Source organism: Paraburkholderia jirisanensis (assembly GCF_054782355.1).
Genome location: NZ_BAAGSQ010000029.1, coordinates 257,693 through 271,515 on the forward strand (window position 1 = coordinate 257,693; position 13,823 = coordinate 271,515).

The 13,823-nt window shown below is 64.3% G+C and carries 18 protein-coding genes and 1 riboswitch; of the genes, 7 read left to right on the forward strand and 11 right to left on the reverse strand.

The genetic code is table 11. The features are described from left to right. Positions 1–48 precede the first annotated feature (48 nt). The 8 genes from ybgF to ydfG all read right to left on the reverse strand — a co-directional run bounded on the left by ybgF (position 49) and on the right by ydfG (position 6,500). Entirely contained in the window at positions 49–798 is a 750-nt protein-coding gene (ybgF, locus tag ACYVNQ_RS26885) for a tol-pal system protein YbgF (protein WP_460906561.1), read from the reverse strand. A 19-nt stretch (positions 799–817) separates the two neighbouring features. Next, positions 818–1,330, reverse strand: coding sequence for a peptidoglycan-associated lipoprotein Pal (gene pal, locus ACYVNQ_RS26890; protein WP_460906563.1), 513 nt, complete (start codon positions 1,328–1,330; stop codon positions 818–820). 19 nt (positions 1,331–1,349) lie between these two features. Next, positions 1,350–2,645: a Tol-Pal system beta propeller repeat protein TolB gene (gene tolB, locus ACYVNQ_RS26895; RefSeq protein WP_460906565.1), complete on the reverse strand. Its 1,296-nt coding sequence runs from the start codon at positions 2,643–2,645 to the stop codon at positions 1,350–1,352. Between the two features lie 258 nt (positions 2,646–2,903). Further along, entirely contained in the window at positions 2,904–3,917 is a 1,014-nt protein-coding gene (tolA, locus tag ACYVNQ_RS26900) for a cell envelope integrity protein TolA (protein WP_460906567.1), read from the reverse strand. Beyond that, the gene (tolR, locus tag ACYVNQ_RS26905) at positions 3,914–4,363 is read right to left on the reverse strand and encodes a protein TolR (protein WP_460906569.1); all 450 of its coding nucleotides are present in this window, start codon (positions 4,361–4,363) and stop codon (positions 3,914–3,916) included. Before tolR ends, tolA begins: the two co-directional genes overlap by 4 nt. Before the next feature lie 10 nt (positions 4,364–4,373). Then, positions 4,374–5,051: a protein TolQ gene (tolQ, locus tag ACYVNQ_RS26910; RefSeq protein ID WP_460906571.1), complete on the reverse strand. Its 678-nt coding sequence runs from the start codon at positions 5,049–5,051 to the stop codon at positions 4,374–4,376. Between the two features lie 157 nt (positions 5,052–5,208). Beyond that, a complete protein-coding gene (ybgC, locus tag ACYVNQ_RS26915; protein WP_460906572.1) occupies positions 5,209–5,688 on the reverse strand; it encodes a tol-pal system-associated acyl-CoA thioesterase in 480 nt (159 codons plus the stop codon). A gap of 65 nt (positions 5,689–5,753) precedes the next feature. Further along, the gene (gene ydfG / locus ACYVNQ_RS26920; RefSeq protein ID WP_460906574.1) at positions 5,754–6,500 is read right to left on the reverse strand and encodes a bifunctional NADP-dependent 3-hydroxy acid dehydrogenase/3-hydroxypropionate dehydrogenase YdfG; all 747 of its coding nucleotides are present in this window, start codon (positions 6,498–6,500) and stop codon (positions 5,754–5,756) included. A 367-nt stretch (positions 6,501–6,867) separates the two neighbouring features. Further along, positions 6,868–6,967: riboswitch (ZMP/ZTP riboswitch) on the forward strand. Positions 6,968–7,163: 196 nt separating this feature from the next. Here ydfG and glyA point away from each other — a divergent pair. From glyA to ACYVNQ_RS26955, 7 genes are all read left to right on the forward strand, one after another. Further along, on the forward strand, positions 7,164–8,411 hold the full coding sequence (glyA, locus tag ACYVNQ_RS26925) for a serine hydroxymethyltransferase (protein ID WP_460906576.1): 1,248 nt from the start codon (positions 7,164–7,166) through the stop codon (positions 8,409–8,411). 6 nt (positions 8,412–8,417) lie between these two features. Further along, entirely contained in the window at positions 8,418–8,918 is a 501-nt protein-coding gene (nrdR, locus tag ACYVNQ_RS26930; RefSeq protein WP_460906578.1) for a transcriptional regulator NrdR, read from the forward strand. A gap of 166 nt (positions 8,919–9,084) precedes the next feature. Further along, on the forward strand, positions 9,085–9,645 hold the full coding sequence (locus ACYVNQ_RS26935) for a GspH/FimT family pseudopilin (protein ID WP_460906580.1): 561 nt from the start codon (positions 9,085–9,087) through the stop codon (positions 9,643–9,645). Next, positions 9,642–10,079 carry a type IV pilus modification PilV family protein gene (locus tag ACYVNQ_RS26940; protein WP_460906582.1) on the forward strand — a complete coding sequence of 146 codons (438 nt, stop codon included), beginning with the start codon at positions 9,642–9,644 and terminating at the stop codon, positions 10,077–10,079. Before ACYVNQ_RS26935 ends, ACYVNQ_RS26940 begins: the two co-directional genes overlap by 4 nt. Continuing rightward, the gene (locus ACYVNQ_RS26945; RefSeq protein ID WP_460906584.1) at positions 10,076–10,894 is read left to right on the forward strand and encodes a PilW family protein; all 819 of its coding nucleotides are present in this window, start codon (positions 10,076–10,078) and stop codon (positions 10,892–10,894) included. The genes ACYVNQ_RS26940 and ACYVNQ_RS26945 overlap by 4 nt, the downstream gene beginning before the upstream one ends. Further along, a complete protein-coding gene (locus ACYVNQ_RS26950; protein ID WP_460906586.1) occupies positions 10,891–11,472 on the forward strand; it encodes a pilus assembly PilX family protein in 582 nt (193 codons plus the stop codon). The genes ACYVNQ_RS26945 and ACYVNQ_RS26950 overlap by 4 nt, the downstream gene beginning before the upstream one ends. Positions 11,473–11,592: 120 nt before the next feature. After that, entirely contained in the window at positions 11,593–12,030 is a 438-nt protein-coding gene (locus ACYVNQ_RS26955; protein WP_460906588.1) for a type IV pilin protein, read from the forward strand. A 49-nt stretch (positions 12,031–12,079) separates the two neighbouring features. On the opposite strand, the gene ACYVNQ_RS26960 is transcribed toward ACYVNQ_RS26955, so the two are convergent. From ACYVNQ_RS26960 to ACYVNQ_RS26970, 3 genes are all read right to left on the reverse strand, one after another. Continuing rightward, the gene (locus tag ACYVNQ_RS26960; protein ID WP_460906590.1) at positions 12,080–12,571 is read right to left on the reverse strand and encodes a DUF3318 domain-containing protein; all 492 of its coding nucleotides are present in this window, start codon (positions 12,569–12,571) and stop codon (positions 12,080–12,082) included. A gap of 60 nt (positions 12,572–12,631) precedes the next feature. Beyond that, positions 12,632–13,024 (reverse strand): phage holin family protein, encoded by a 393-nt coding sequence (locus ACYVNQ_RS26965; RefSeq protein ID WP_460906592.1) that lies wholly within the window; start codon positions 13,022–13,024, stop codon positions 12,632–12,634. A 249-nt stretch (positions 13,025–13,273) separates the two neighbouring features. Beyond that, a complete protein-coding gene (locus ACYVNQ_RS26970; protein ID WP_007584918.1) occupies positions 13,274–13,576 on the reverse strand; it encodes an ElaB/YgaM/YqjD family protein in 303 nt (100 codons plus the stop codon). Positions 13,577–13,823: the final 247 nt, after the last annotated feature.

A 13,823-nucleotide genomic window follows, 5' to 3' on the forward strand; every position in this document is an offset into this window, starting at 1 on the left:
CAGTGTGTCTTCAACAACCGCCGCGAACTACGGTACTCGCCGCGCGCGCTACTTGATCTGCGACAGCTTGCTCTGCGCCGACTGCGCAACATCCGAATTGCCGTAATCCGACACAATCTGCTCGAGCGTCTTCCTGGCGGCGGCCTTTTGCCCCTGCTCGAGCTGGTTGTTCGCGATCGCGAGCAGCGCTTCAGGCGCACGCGGGTGCTGCGGGTAGTTCTTCACGACACCCTGCCACGTGGCTGTCGAGCCCTTGTAGTCGCGCAATGCATACAGCGCATTGCCGAGCCAGTACTGCGCGGTCGGCTGATACGGGCTTTGCGGGTACTTCGCGATGAAGCTGCGAAACGATGCCGCCGCGTTCTTGAAATCGCCGCTGCGGAACTGCTGCGAAGCCGCGTTGAACGCATCCGTTTCGCCCGGCTGCACGGAGCCTTGCACGCCGTCGACCGTCTGCTGCTGCGGCTCAAACTTCTTCAGCCGGCCATCGAGGTCGGTGTAGTAGTCCTTCTGCTGCTTCTGCAACGTGGTCAACTGGTTCGTCAGGTCCTCGGTCTGCCCACGCAGCGTCGCGACCTGCTGGTTCATCTGGTCCAGACGGTTCGACTGATCGAGGATCGTGCGCTGCGCGGCCGACAGCTGGTTCGACAGGCTGTCGGTTTTGGTGCGCAGATCGAGAATCGCTTGACGGGCCTGATCGTCGTCGAACAGGCCGGCATGCGCCGGCGCGGCTGCGAAAGTCGCACCCGCAGCGCAGGCGGCCGCGGCGAGCCGCAGCCAGGAGAAACGGTGTGTCATACGGCTCCGTTACCCGTTGTTACTGTTGGTAGACGAGGTCGGCGCGACGGTTTTGCGCCCACGATGCTTCGTCGTGACCGGTTGCCAGCGGCTTTTCCTTGCCGAGGCTCACGGCTTCCATTTGCGAATCCGGCACGCCCATCAGCGACAGCGCGCGACGCACGGCTTCAGCACGCTTCTGGCCCAGGGCGAGGTTGTACTCGCTGGTGCCGCGTTCGTCGGTGTTGCCCTGGATCAGCACGTGACGCTGCGGATGGCTCTTCATGTACTGCGAGTGTTGCTGCAGCAGCGACTGATATTCGTCTTTCACCGAGTAGCTGTCGAAGTCGAAGTACACGCTGCGCTTGGCGAGCGGGCTGTTCGGGTCGTTCAGCGGATCGACGTTCACTTGCGCGACGTCGGTCGGGTTCGGCTGCGTGCCGATGGCGCCGCCGGTGTTCGACGTGGTTGCAGCGGGCGGCGTCGACTTGCAGGCAGCCAGTGCACCCACTACCGCCAGCGCGGCGAACGTAAGACGAAGTTTGGACATCATGCTTAACTCTCCTTGTGTGTTATTGCATAAAAGGGCCCCAGGACGGCTCGCGCACGCTGCCGCCCTGAACGGACAGGACCTGCCGTGTACGACCATCGGTCGATACTGCGGCCAGCACGCCACGGCCGTTCACCTGTGTGGCGTAAAGGAGGTATTGACCATTCGCCGCGAAGCTCGGCGATTCGTCATGCGTCGTGTCGGTCAGCGCCGTAGCGACACCCGACTGCAGATCCTGGATGTACAGCTTGAAGCCGCCGCCGGTGCGCGAAATATACGCTAGCTGCTTGCCGTCCGGGCTCACACGCGGGCTCGTATTGTAATTGCCCGTGAATGTGACCCGCTGCGCGGTGCCGGCATTCTCGCCCTGTGCGGGCATCTTGTAGATTTGCGGCTGGCCACCGCGGTCGCTGGTGAAATAGATCGACTGGCCGTCTGCGGTGAAGGTCGGCTCGGTGTCGATCGAGCTGCCTTGCGTGAGGCGCCGCAGGCCGCTGCCGTCGGCGTTCACCGCGAAGATCTGCGTGTTGCCGGTGCGCGAAAGCGCGACGGCAAGCGTGCGGCCATCCGGCGACCACGCCGGTGCGCTGTTGTTGCCCTTCTGGTCCGAAACGACGATCCGGCGGCCGGTGGGCAGGTCGTGGATGTAGACGATCGGCTTCTTCTTTTCGAACGAAACGTACGCGACCTTGGTGCCGTCCGGCGACCAGGCAGGCGAGATGATCGGCTCGGGGCTGGTGAGCGCGTTGCGCTCGTTCTGGCCGTCCGAATCCGAAATCTGCAGCCGGTATTTGCCGTCGCTGGATCTGATCACGTACGACAGGCGCGTGGCGAACACGCCGCGCGAGCCCATCAGCTTGGCGTAGATGTAGTCGGCCACCTTGTGCGCGCTCATGCGCAGCCCGCGTTCGGGGCTGACCAGCACGAGGCCGCCGAGGTTTTCCTGTTTGACCGTGTCGTACAGCTTGAAGCGCACTTCATACTGGCCATCGGGGCGCTTCGTTACGCTGCCGGACACGAACGCGTCGGCGCCTTTGGCCTTCCAGCTGCCGAGGTCGACCGTATCGCCATCCGAAACTGGCGCGCTGCCGGCATCGATATTCGTGAATTTGCCGCTGCGTTGCAGATCCTGACGCACGATCGTGCTGATCGGCTGTGGGGAACTCGCTTCGTCGGCGAAATTCGCCGTCGCGATCGGAAACTGCGTCGACCCGACGCCCGTAACGAGGACGTTGAGCTGTGCATGTGCCGCACCGCCTGCCGCAATCAGGCAAGACGCCACCAGTGTTCGCAGGCCTAGCTTCGTCATCACACTCATGCTTTATCGATTCCCAAAAAAACAAAACGCATCACAACAGCAAACAGACCCGAGCATGCAGAAATCGTTCCCGGATACGCCGCTTCGCGCCGCATCGGGCGAGGGCTTTGTGCATGCCTTAAGGGCCTCGTTTGCTCCGTTCCACACCGTTGCGCGGATTACACCTGCTGCATCTGCTGCATCTGCTGCCGTTGCTGCATCTGCTGTTCATGCAGGTCGCTTCGCATCGTCGGTTACTGCATCGTTCACTGCATCCCATCAGCTCGCCGGACGCAGCGTAATCGTAAAGCTCGGCGGCGTCTTGCCGTTTACGTCCTGCGGCATCGGATCCGAACGCTGAACTGCGCGCAGCGCCGCGTCATCCCACTGCGAATTGCCGCTGCTGCGCGTGATCGTGGCCGACAGCAGCGTGCCGGTCGGCGCGCAGCGCACCGAGACGACCGTCTCGAGTCCTTGCGTGTCGCCGGGCCACGAGATGTTCGGGCGCACGCGCCGCTGTACTTTCTCCGCGTAGCCCGGCGAAGCTGCCGTGCCGCCACTGCCGGTGCCGGTGCCGCTCTTCGCGAGACCGTTGCCGCTCGAGCTGTCGCCGCCGGCGAGACCTTGCATCTGTGCAAGCCGGGTACGGCGCTCCTGGTCAAGCTTCTTCGCTGCGTCGGCCTGCGCCTGGGCCTTTGCTTTGGCCGCCTTTTGCGCGTCGGCCTTCGCTTGCGCTTCTGCCTGGTCCTGCTGCTTTTGCGCGTCCTGCTGTTTCTTCAACTGGTCTTGCTTCAGTTGATCCTGCTTTTGCTGCTCGGCCAGCTGTTGCTGTTTCAGACGGTCGGCCTGTTGCTGTTGTAGCTGCTGCTTTTTCAGCGCTGCTGCTTTCGCCGCCTGATCGGCTGCAAGCTGCTGCTGGCGCTTCGCGTCCGCTTCCTGCTGAGCCTGCAGTTGCTGTTGGCGCTGCTGTTCGGCGAGCTGTTGCGCTTCGCGGGCTGCCTGTTGCTGCTGACGTTTCTTCTCCTGCAGCGCGATGTCGGCCTCTTCGTCTTTCACCGGAGGCGGCGGTGCGACCGGTACGGGCGGCGGCGGCGCGACACGCGGCGTCGGCAGGTCCGGCACTTCGGTCCAGATTTCGGCTTCGGCGCCCGCTGGCGTGCTGTTCTGCCATTGAATGCCGTGATACAGGAAGAATCCGAGCAGCACGTGCATCACCGCGGCGAGCGCGAACGCGCGCCACGTGCTGCGTTCTCGCGGCGGCTGCAACGGATAGGCGGATTTCTGGCGGATCATTGCGATTTGACGAGCAATCCAACGCGTTTGACGCCGCGAGCTTTCAGTTCGGACATCACGTTCATCACGACTTCGTACTTCACGGTCTTGTCTGCAGCGATCACGACCGGCTGGTCGGGATGCGTTTGCTGACGGTCGGCAACGAAGCCGTTCAGATCGGCCTTCGTCATGTTTTCCTGCTGCGTCGTGCCGTTGTCGTCCTTGTAGCGCACGCTCATGTTGCCGTCCGCGCGGATATTGACGACCACCGGCGGCGTCTGCTGCTGCGGCGCGGCGCCGCCGACGGTCGGCAGGTTGACGATCGAAGGCGCGACCAGCGGTGCGGTCACCATGAAGATCACGAGCAGCACGAGCATCACGTCGATATACGGCACGACGTTGATGTCGGCCATCGCCCGACGCGAGCGGCTGCCGCGCATGCTGGAACGAGTTGAGGAACCGGCCATCGTGGACTCCTTAATGCGCCTGACGCTGCAGAATGTTCGAGAATTCTTCGATGAAGGTCTCGAAGCGGATCGCGAGGCGATCGATGTCGTGAGCGTAGCGGTTGTACGCGACCACCGCAGGAATCGCGGCGAACAGACCGATAGCCGTGGCGGTCAGTGCCTCGGCAATGCCCGGCGCGACGTTCGCAAGGGTAGCCTGCTGTACGTTGGCGAGGCCCCGGAAGGCGTTCATGATGCCCCAGACCGTGCCGAACAGACCGATGTAAGGGCTCACCGAGCCGACCGACGCGAGAAAAGCGAGGTTCGCTTCAAGCACGTCCATTTCGCGCTGGAAGGCGGCGCGCATCGCACGGCGTGCGCCGTCGAGAATCGCGCCGGGATCGTTGAGGCGCTTTTCCTTGCCCTTCAGGAACTCGCGCATGCCGGCTTCGAAGATGCGTTCGAGCGCGCCGATCTTGTGCCGGTTGTTCGCCGCGCTCTGATAGAGCGCCTGCAGGTCGCCGCCGGACCAGAAGTCGCGCTCGAAGCGCTCGGTCTGGCCGCGAGCGCGACGAATCGCAAACCACTTGCGGAAGATGAAGGTCCATGACATTAGCGATAGCAGCAGCAGCAGCGCCATCACCGCTTGCGCGAGCACGCTCGCATTGAGAACGAGAGAAACGATCGATAGATCTTGAGTAGTGTTCATAGAGGTTCGCAGTAACGTCCCGCAAGGGGCGTCCGGCTGCAAGGCGGTTCGAAGCGTTCCGTGGGGAAACCGGAAGCTTCGGCGAACCCTTTCGCCGAACCATGCTTGGTCTTGTTTTGACCGTTACGAGTTCACTTGGCGAGTGCTAAAACGGCGCTCACACGCTGGCCGTTGACACGCCTCGTTCTGTCATGCCCAAACCGCGCCGCAAAGCGGCTAGTACGGACGGAGGAATTGCAGTGGGCCGCAGCCCGGCGGCGTCGACACAACCGACGCGTACCGTGCCGGTGGCGAGCAGCGTATCGTCGCGCCAGGCTTGCTGCTCGAACTCGACTGACGCGCGGCCGAGCCGCTCGATACGGCTGACGATGGTCAGCACGTCGTCGAGCCGCGCGGGCGCCCGGTAGTCGAGGGCGGTATGGCGCACGATGAACAGCGCGCCGGTTTCGCTGGCAAGCCTGCACTGCTCGATTCCGCACGCGCGCAGCCATTCGGTGCGCGCACGTTCGAAAAACTTCAGGTAGTTCGCGTAAAACACGATGCCGCCCGCATCCGTATCTTCGTAGTACACGCGAATCGGCCATCTGAGGCCGATTTCGCCGCCGGGCTGGCTGTTTGGCATATTCATGTCGCGCATTTTACCGGAACCTGAAAGCGGGCCGCTTTTTTGCGATGGACTGCCCACGTGGCAGGGTCTCGCGGTCAGCCGCGATGGATTGCCAGCGGCGCGAAGGTCTGCGCGACCGGCATCAGCTCGATCGTGTTGACGTTCATGTGCGCGGGCAGGGTGGCGAGCCAGTAGATCGACCCGGCGATTTCTTCCGGGCTCAGCGCCTGCACGTTCTGATAGACGCCCGCAGCGCGCGTGTCGTCGCCGTGAAAGCGCACGTTCGAGAACTCGGTGCCGCCGACGAGGCCCGGTTCGACGCAGCTCACGCGCAGTGCGGTGCCGGCGAGGTCGGAGCGCAGGTTCAGGCTGAACTGCTGGACGAAGGCCTTGGTTGCGCCGTACACATTGCCGCCCGGATACGGCCAGTTGGCCGCGGCCGAACCGAGGTTCACCACGTGGCCGCGATTGCGCTCGACCATGCCCGGCAACAGCGCGCGCGTGACTTGCACGAGGCCCTTGCAGTTCGTGTCGATCATGGTTTCCCAATCGTCGAGGCTGGCGCGCTGCGCGGGCTCGAGCCCGAGCGCGAGGCCGGCGTTGTTGACGAGCACGTCGACGGCCGCGAACTCGGACGGCAGCGCGGCCGGCACGGCTTCGACGGCGGCGCGGTCACGCACGTCGAGCTCGAGCGGCAGCAGGTTGGTGCCCAGTTCGCGGGCGAGCGCGTCCAGACGGTCTTTGCGGCGCGCGGTGGCGACGACGCGGTGGCCGCCGTTCACGAAGGCGCGGGCGATGGCGGCGCCGAATCCTGCGGACGCCCCGGTGACGAACACAATCATGGTTATTCCTGGTGAGTTGACAAAGGCGACAAGCCTACTTGCATCGCGGCGGCCGGGCAACCTGGCCAAATGGCCGGCCGCGAGGCGTCGCGCGGGCGATGGCAGCGGTAGCTGCGGCGGCGGCGGTGGCGTCTCGGGCTGCTGGCAGGCTGCAGCCGCGTGCACAGCCACTGCACGCGCGGCGGCCGGGCGACGCGGCAAGCTTGCGGCACCGCCGATGGTACAGCGTTGACGCAGGCCCGAACCGCCTGGCTGTACCGACCCATCCCGGCCTCCGGCCCGGACCATTTTGTCAGGCTTTTTCGACCTGTTTTCGGTGCCGCTGCCTCGGTTGCCTATTCGATCCTCTTCCAATAAACTAACGCGCTCACCCCTGCGTGACTGGCGATAGAACCCCATGGGTTCAAGGTGGAGCATCCCACCGTGAAGCGCGGGGTTTCGTTTTGCCGTTCGCCTGGGCAGCCGTGATCCGCGCGCCACCGCTTTGTGCACCGTTTGTGCCTCGGTTTGCGCCGCCGGTCGCTGGCCTGCCTCGTGTGTGCGGCTTATCGCCGTTCCGCGCCTCAAGGCTTCCAGCTGCCAGCAGCGCCGCATACCCGATGCGCGCTTTGTGCACGTTACGCGTACGATCCGGTCAACCTGAATACTGTTAACGGAAAGCGTATGTTTGACAAAGCCCACAGCACCATCGCGAACGTCGACCCTGAAGTCTGGCAGGCGATCGAACAGGAAAACCGCCGTCAGGAAGAGCATATCGAACTGATCGCGTCGGAAAATTACACGAGTCCGGCCGTTATGGCCGCGCAAGGCTCGCAACTCACGAACAAATACGCCGAAGGCTACCCTGGCAAGCGCTACTACGGCGGCTGCGAGTATGTCGACGTGGTCGAACAACTCGCGATCGACCGGGTCAAGCAGCTGTTCGGTGCCGAAGCGGCTAACGTACAGCCGAACTCGGGCTCGCAGGCAAACCAGGGCGTGTTCTTCGCGATGCTGAAGCCGGGCGACACGATCATGGGCATGAGCCTCGCACACGGCGGCCATCTGACGCACGGCTCGCCGGTCAACATGTCGGGCAAGTGGTTCAACGTGGTCAGCTACGGGCTCGACGCAGCTGAAGACATCGACTACGAAGCGGCCGAGAAACTTGCTCACGAACATAAGCCGAAGATGATCGTTGCCGGCGCTTCGGCGTTCGCGCTGCGCATCGACTTCGAGCGGCTCGCGAAGATTGCGAAGGCGGTGGGCGCATACCTGATGGTCGACATGGCGCACTACGCCGGCCTGATCGCTGCCGGCGTGTACCCGAACCCGGTGCCGCATGCTGATTTCGTCACCACGACCACGCACAAGAGCCTGCGCGGCCCGCGCGGCGGCGTGATCCTGATGAAGGCCGAGTACGAGAAGCAGATCAATTCGGCCATTTTCCCGGGCATTCAGGGTGGTCCGCTGATGCACGTGATCGCGGCCAAGGCCGTCGCGTTCAAAGAGGCGCTCGCGCCGGAGTTCAAGGAATACCAGCAGGGCGTGCTCGACAATGCCCGCGTGCTGGCTGAAACGCTCGTGAAGCGCGGTCTGCGCATCGTGTCGGGCCGTACCGAAAGCCACGTGATGCTGGTCGACCTGCGCGCCAAGCACATCACCGGCAAGGCTGCCGAAGCGGCGCTCGGCGCGGCGCACATCACCGTCAACAAGAACGCCATTCCGAACGATCCGGAAAAGCCGTTCGTCACCAGCGGCATCCGCCTCGGTTCGCCGGCGATGACCACGCGTGGCTTCGGCGTGAAGGAAGCGGAACAGGTGGGCCACCTGATTGCCGACGTGCTCGACAATCCGGAAGACACCGCCGCGATCGAGCGCGTGCGTGCCCAGGTGAGCGAACTGACCAAGCGCTTCCCGGTATATCGCTAGGCAACCATGCGCTGCCCCTTCTGTCGGCATGAGGACACGCAGGTAGTGGATTCGCGGGTGTCTGAAGACGGCGCCGCGATCCGGCGCCGCCGTCGCTGTCCGGCTTGCGACAAGCGTTTTACGACGTACGAGCGCGTCGAGCTCGCGCTCCCGTCGGTCGTGAAGAAGGACGGCACGCGCACCGAATTCGACCGGCGCAAGATCGTGGCGAGCATGAAGCTCGCGCTGCGCAAGCGCCCGGTCGCTGCCGATGCGATCGACGAAGCGGTGGCGCGCATCGAATACCAGCTGCTGGGTAGCGGCGAGCGTGAAGTGCGCAGCGAGCGGCTCGGCGAGCTCGTGATGAACGAGCTGCGCGCGCTCGATACGATCGCTTACGTGCGCTTTGCTTCGGTTTACCGGCGCTTTGAAGACGTCTCCGAGTTCGAAGACGTGATCGAAGAATTTCGCCGCGGCCCCTCCGCTCCGCCTGACTCGGCTGTGCCCAAGCTTCGGCGCAAGCGCTGATCGTTCGTATAGCTGCATCACACTTCCTTTCCCGCTTTTGCGGATTCGCAACCTGCGCATTGTCGCGTGAGCAGGCTTGCGTCCGCCACCTGGCCATTCGGCGGATTGTTTGCGCACTGGCGCACCGGTAGATTGCTCGCGTTCCTGTTTGAAACGGAAGGCGACGATGAAAACCGATTTCTGGCCGATGTATTCCCGCTGTGGCTTCACGCTGATCGAAACGCTGGTGGTGATTGCGCTACTGGCGGTGATTGCCGTGCTTGCTACGCCCGCATTCGTGGCGTGGCAGGTGCGCGATCAGGTCGATGGGCGGGCGCATGCGCTGCTCTCCACACTGGCCTATGCACGAAGCGAAGCGATCAGGCGCGGTGTGCGCGTAACCGTATGTCGCATCGATGCCGCCCGGCGCTGTCTTGCGGCCGGTCAGGCCTGCCGCTCAGGCGTGCTCGACTGGTCGTGCGGTTGGGCGGTGATGATCGAACGGGCCGGTGTGTTTCTGCCGCTGCGCGTGCAGCCGGAAGTTGCGGCGGTCAGCGTGAGCGGCGCACTAACCAATTTGTCGTTTACGCCTCCTGCTGGCCAAACCATCGGCAGCTTTCGCAGCTTCGAGTTCGCGCCGCGTAGCGGCTCGAAGGCCACGCAGGGAGACGACTGGCGCCGCTGTATCCGCATTGCAGCCGGTGGCAGGGCGCGCATCTCTGCCGGCCCGTGCGGAGCCGCAGCATGAAGGCCAATTGCAGAGCGCGCATGCACGGTACGACCTTGCTCGAGGTGATGTTGGCCGTGCTCCTTACCGCGGTTACGGCACTCGGTGTGCTTGCCGCGCAACTGTGGGCGACGCGCGATGCGCGCGCGAATGCAATGCGCGAGCAGGCTGTGCTGATTGCCGACGCAGCAATCGAAGCACGGCGTCCAGGGTCGCGCGATGGTGCGGCTGCCGCTGCCGCGTTCAAGCAATGGCAGACGCGTGCCGCAAGCCTGCTGCCGCACGGAGCCGTGTCGATGAGCGGTGTCGGCGGCGATGCTTCCATTGTGCAGGTGACGTGGGATGTCCATGCGAACCTGCCGCACAGCGGCGACGTGATCGATCTGCCCGTGCCCTGCGGCGACGTGGCGGTACCGGCCAATACCGGCTGTGTCGTACTGGCCTTCGCAGAATGATGCGGCGCGTTTCCAGTATCCGCGGGCACACGCTGCTCGAGCTGACGATCGCCGTTGCACTCGGGCTCGTCGTGACGGCGGGCGCGGTTTCGCTGTACCGGTCGCAAAGGGCCACGTATCAGCATGCGACCGATGCGGCGCAGTTGCGCGAGGCCGGCATGACGGCGTTGACGTTGATCGGCCAGCAGTTGCAGATGGCGGGCTTCACGCCAGCGGACGACCTGCAGCTGGGCGCCTCCGGTCAGGCGGCGCTGTTCGGCTGCTCGGGCGCTCGTCCGGTCGGCGCCGACGAGCGACTGACGTGCGAAACGCTGCCCGGTCGCTCTGACGGCATTGCGATTCGCTACGTTGCGGACACCGTGTCGACATGGCCGTCGATCAGCGGGCAGTCCACCGACTGCCTTGGCCAGGGCGTGGCCAAGGTGCTTGTCACGGCACCCGGAGTGCCGGTCGTCAACCGCTTTTACGCCAAGGCAAGTGGGTCGACTGGTGAGCCCGAGCTGTATTGCGAGGGAAGCGGCAAGGTCGGCTCCTCGCAACCGCTCGTCGAGGGCGTCGAGCGGCTGCGCTTCAGGTATTGGCTGGCAGGCGCGCTGGCCCCGTTAGAGGCGGCTGCGCTTGCGCCCGCGCAATGGAGCCGCATCGTCGCGGTCGATCTGTGCGTGCTGGTGCGTGGCATGCGCGATACACAGCCCGGCCGCTATGTCGATTGCGAAGGTGTGTCGTCGATCGGCGCAGATCGGCGAGCTCGCCAGGCGTTCTGGCGACGCGTCGCGATTCGCAACATTGTCGATAACGAACGGAGTCAAGAATGAACGATCGCGCATTACATGCTGCGCGCGGCGGTGTCCTGCAGGATCGGTGCGGCGGTTACCGCAAGCGGCAAGCCCGTCGGTCGCATAGCCGCCGCAGCAGGCGTGGTGCGGCCCTGCCGGTGGTGTTGATCCTGTCGTCGATGATGTTGGCAACTTCCGCGGCGTGGTTCGAAGCATCGATCACCGCTGCCCGCGGCGCAGTGAATCTGCACGATGAACTGAGTGCATTTCATGCAGCCGACGCGGCGTTGCAACGTTGTGCACAGGGCGTTGTCGCGGGAACCGTGTCAGCTGCGCAGCTTTCGGCAGACGGCGAGCCCACTGGGTGGAAGCTTGCCGCCAGCTTTGACGCTTTCTCGATCGCGCCTGTCGTGCGTTGGTCCGGTTCGGTTCAGCCGCCGCGGTGTCTGGTCGAAGCGTGGCGTTTGTCGTCGCGTCCCGCCGCGCGGGCATGGCTCGTCACCGCGCGAGGTTATGGCCGCACGCAGGAGTCGCAAGCCTGGTTGCAATTGCAACTGGTCGTCGAAGACGGAGCCGTCGAGCGTCATTGGCGGCGCATCGCGGCGCGGCCGTTCTGACGCACGCACAGTTATAGACCTGGCAAACGCGGCCAGCGTGTTTTCCGCCGCCTTTGCGTTGACGCATCGTCGCGACTAGACACCGACCACCACCGACCACCACCCACACCGGAAACCCGCATGAAGCCTTACACCGAAGCGTTCACACTCCTCGAACTGGTGAGCGCCCTCGCAATCGTCGCAGTGCTCGCCGCATTCGCGGTGCCGTCGTATCGCACCCACGTGATGCGTGCGCATCGTACCGACGCGGCGTCGGCGCTGTACCGCGCGGCGCAGTTCGTCGAAATCAACGCACGCAGCGGCGAGACTGCAACACTTCCGCCGGGTCTCGACCAGGCGCCGCAATCGGGCACGCCAATCTATCGGCTGCACGTGCTGCCGGCCGACGACGTCAATGGTGGGTATGCGTTGCACGCCACGCCGTCGGACGCCGGCCCGATGCGCGACGACCCGTGCGGCACGTTCGCGCTCGACGCAACCGGATCGCGCACGAACCGCGCGACCGGCAGCGGGGCATTGCTGGTGGACTCAGGGAGTTGCTGGAATGCGCGCCAGTAATCTGCAGGTTCTGTCAGTTCCGCTGATTCCGCCGGTACGGCCGGTACCGTCAGTTGCCGGTATCCGCGTCTCGCGCCTTGCCGCCAGCACCGCTGCCAGCATCAGCACTGCCCCCGCGGCGGGTCTCGCGGCGCACCTGTTGCCAGATCCGGTACGCTTCCCACGCGGCAAGCGCAACGCTGCCCCATTTCAACACCGGCTTGGCGGTGGCGGCCACGCTGGTGCGCAACGGCTTGGCAAGCAGCAGCGACGCGATCGAACTCAGCAACGGGTACTGTTTCAGCAATGCCCCGAGCCCTTTGTTAGCCGCGCCGCGCACGCCCCAGCGCATGCTCGCGAACCCGGGTACCAGGAACTTGAGCCAGCTGAAATGAATAACGGCCTGGCGGAGTTCGACCGTCGCCTGGGCGAGCTCCATCCGTTCGACCTCCGCGCGCACAATCAGCAACTCCTTGCGCAGCGCCCGCATTTGCGGCGTGCTCAGGTCTTTGCCGCGCGTACGTTGACGGCGGAAAGCGGCATCGGAGTGAACTTGGCTCATAGCGTCTCGTGGGCGTCAGAAGTGTCGACAAAGCCGGCGGCCGGTCGGTGCATCGGCATGTCAGTTCGAATGCTTGCGGAAAGTCTCGCGGTCTTTCTCGAATTCGTGCAGCGTTGCCTCGAACACGGCCGGCGAATTGTGCAGGCTGCTGCGTGCACGCAACCCACACACCAGTGCGGCCAGCGCATAAACGATCGTAATGCCAGCCAGTGCCTGCCAGCGGTATGTGTCCCAGAACGCGATCGCGACCAGTGCGGTCAGCGCGATCAGCGCCATCATCGCCAGCATCATTGCCGCCAGCCCGAGAAACAGCACGGCGAGCAGGCGATCCTTCTCTTCCGCGAGTTCGATGCCGATGAGCTCGAGCCGCGATTGCAGGATCGAGAAGAACGAACCGAGGATGCGGCGTACCGGGCTGCGGTCTGCGCGCTGCGATTGGGTATCGGTGGTCATGGCGTAAGCGCGTTACCCCGTGAGATGCGCTGGAAAGACCCGGCACGGCGCGCGCGCCGGCCGGTTCATGTCAGTCGCGTAACCGGCGATGCGTTTTATCACGCGCCACCGGGCTCGACTGTAGTGCTGGCCGCCGCGAAAGACGTGGCAGCAGCTTTCGCTGCGATCGCCATTGCAGTCGCTACCACGCTCGCGCCCGCATGCAGCGGCACGAGCATGTGCGTATTCGTTTTCGCGGCTGCGCTGACGTTACTTGCGGTTGATCAGCAAACCCACCAGCACGCCGACGCCGGCCGCAATGCCGATCGATGCCCACGGGTGCTCGTGCACGTAGTCGTCGGTCGCGCGCGCGGCCTTCTTGCCTTTTTCGACGACCACGACCTGCACGTCTGCTGCCTTTTCCTTCGCCTGCTTGAGCCGCGAGAGGGCGGTCTCGCGAAGTTCGGAAGCGCGTTCGCCGGTAGCGCTCGCGGCCTGCTTCAGCAGATCTTCAGCATCTGCGAGAACTGTTTTGATATCCGACATCAATCTCTCCTTGTTGACTTCCGACATTGAATGCTCCCTTCGTGCACGTTACGCGTGGAATCGTAACTAAAGAAACCGCCGCTGGCGAGCGCGGTGGACGGACACGGCCGGACTGCAGTCCAGCATGCAGAATCCGTTCCCGGCCGATGGCGAGCCTCGTCGCCGGCGTTCGCGGCAAACTGCCGCGGCAGCTTTGCCACGATAAGCCTGGAAAAGCGCGCAGCGGAAACACGGCAGAAGCGCGGCGAAGGTTGACACAAGCCTGGCACAAATG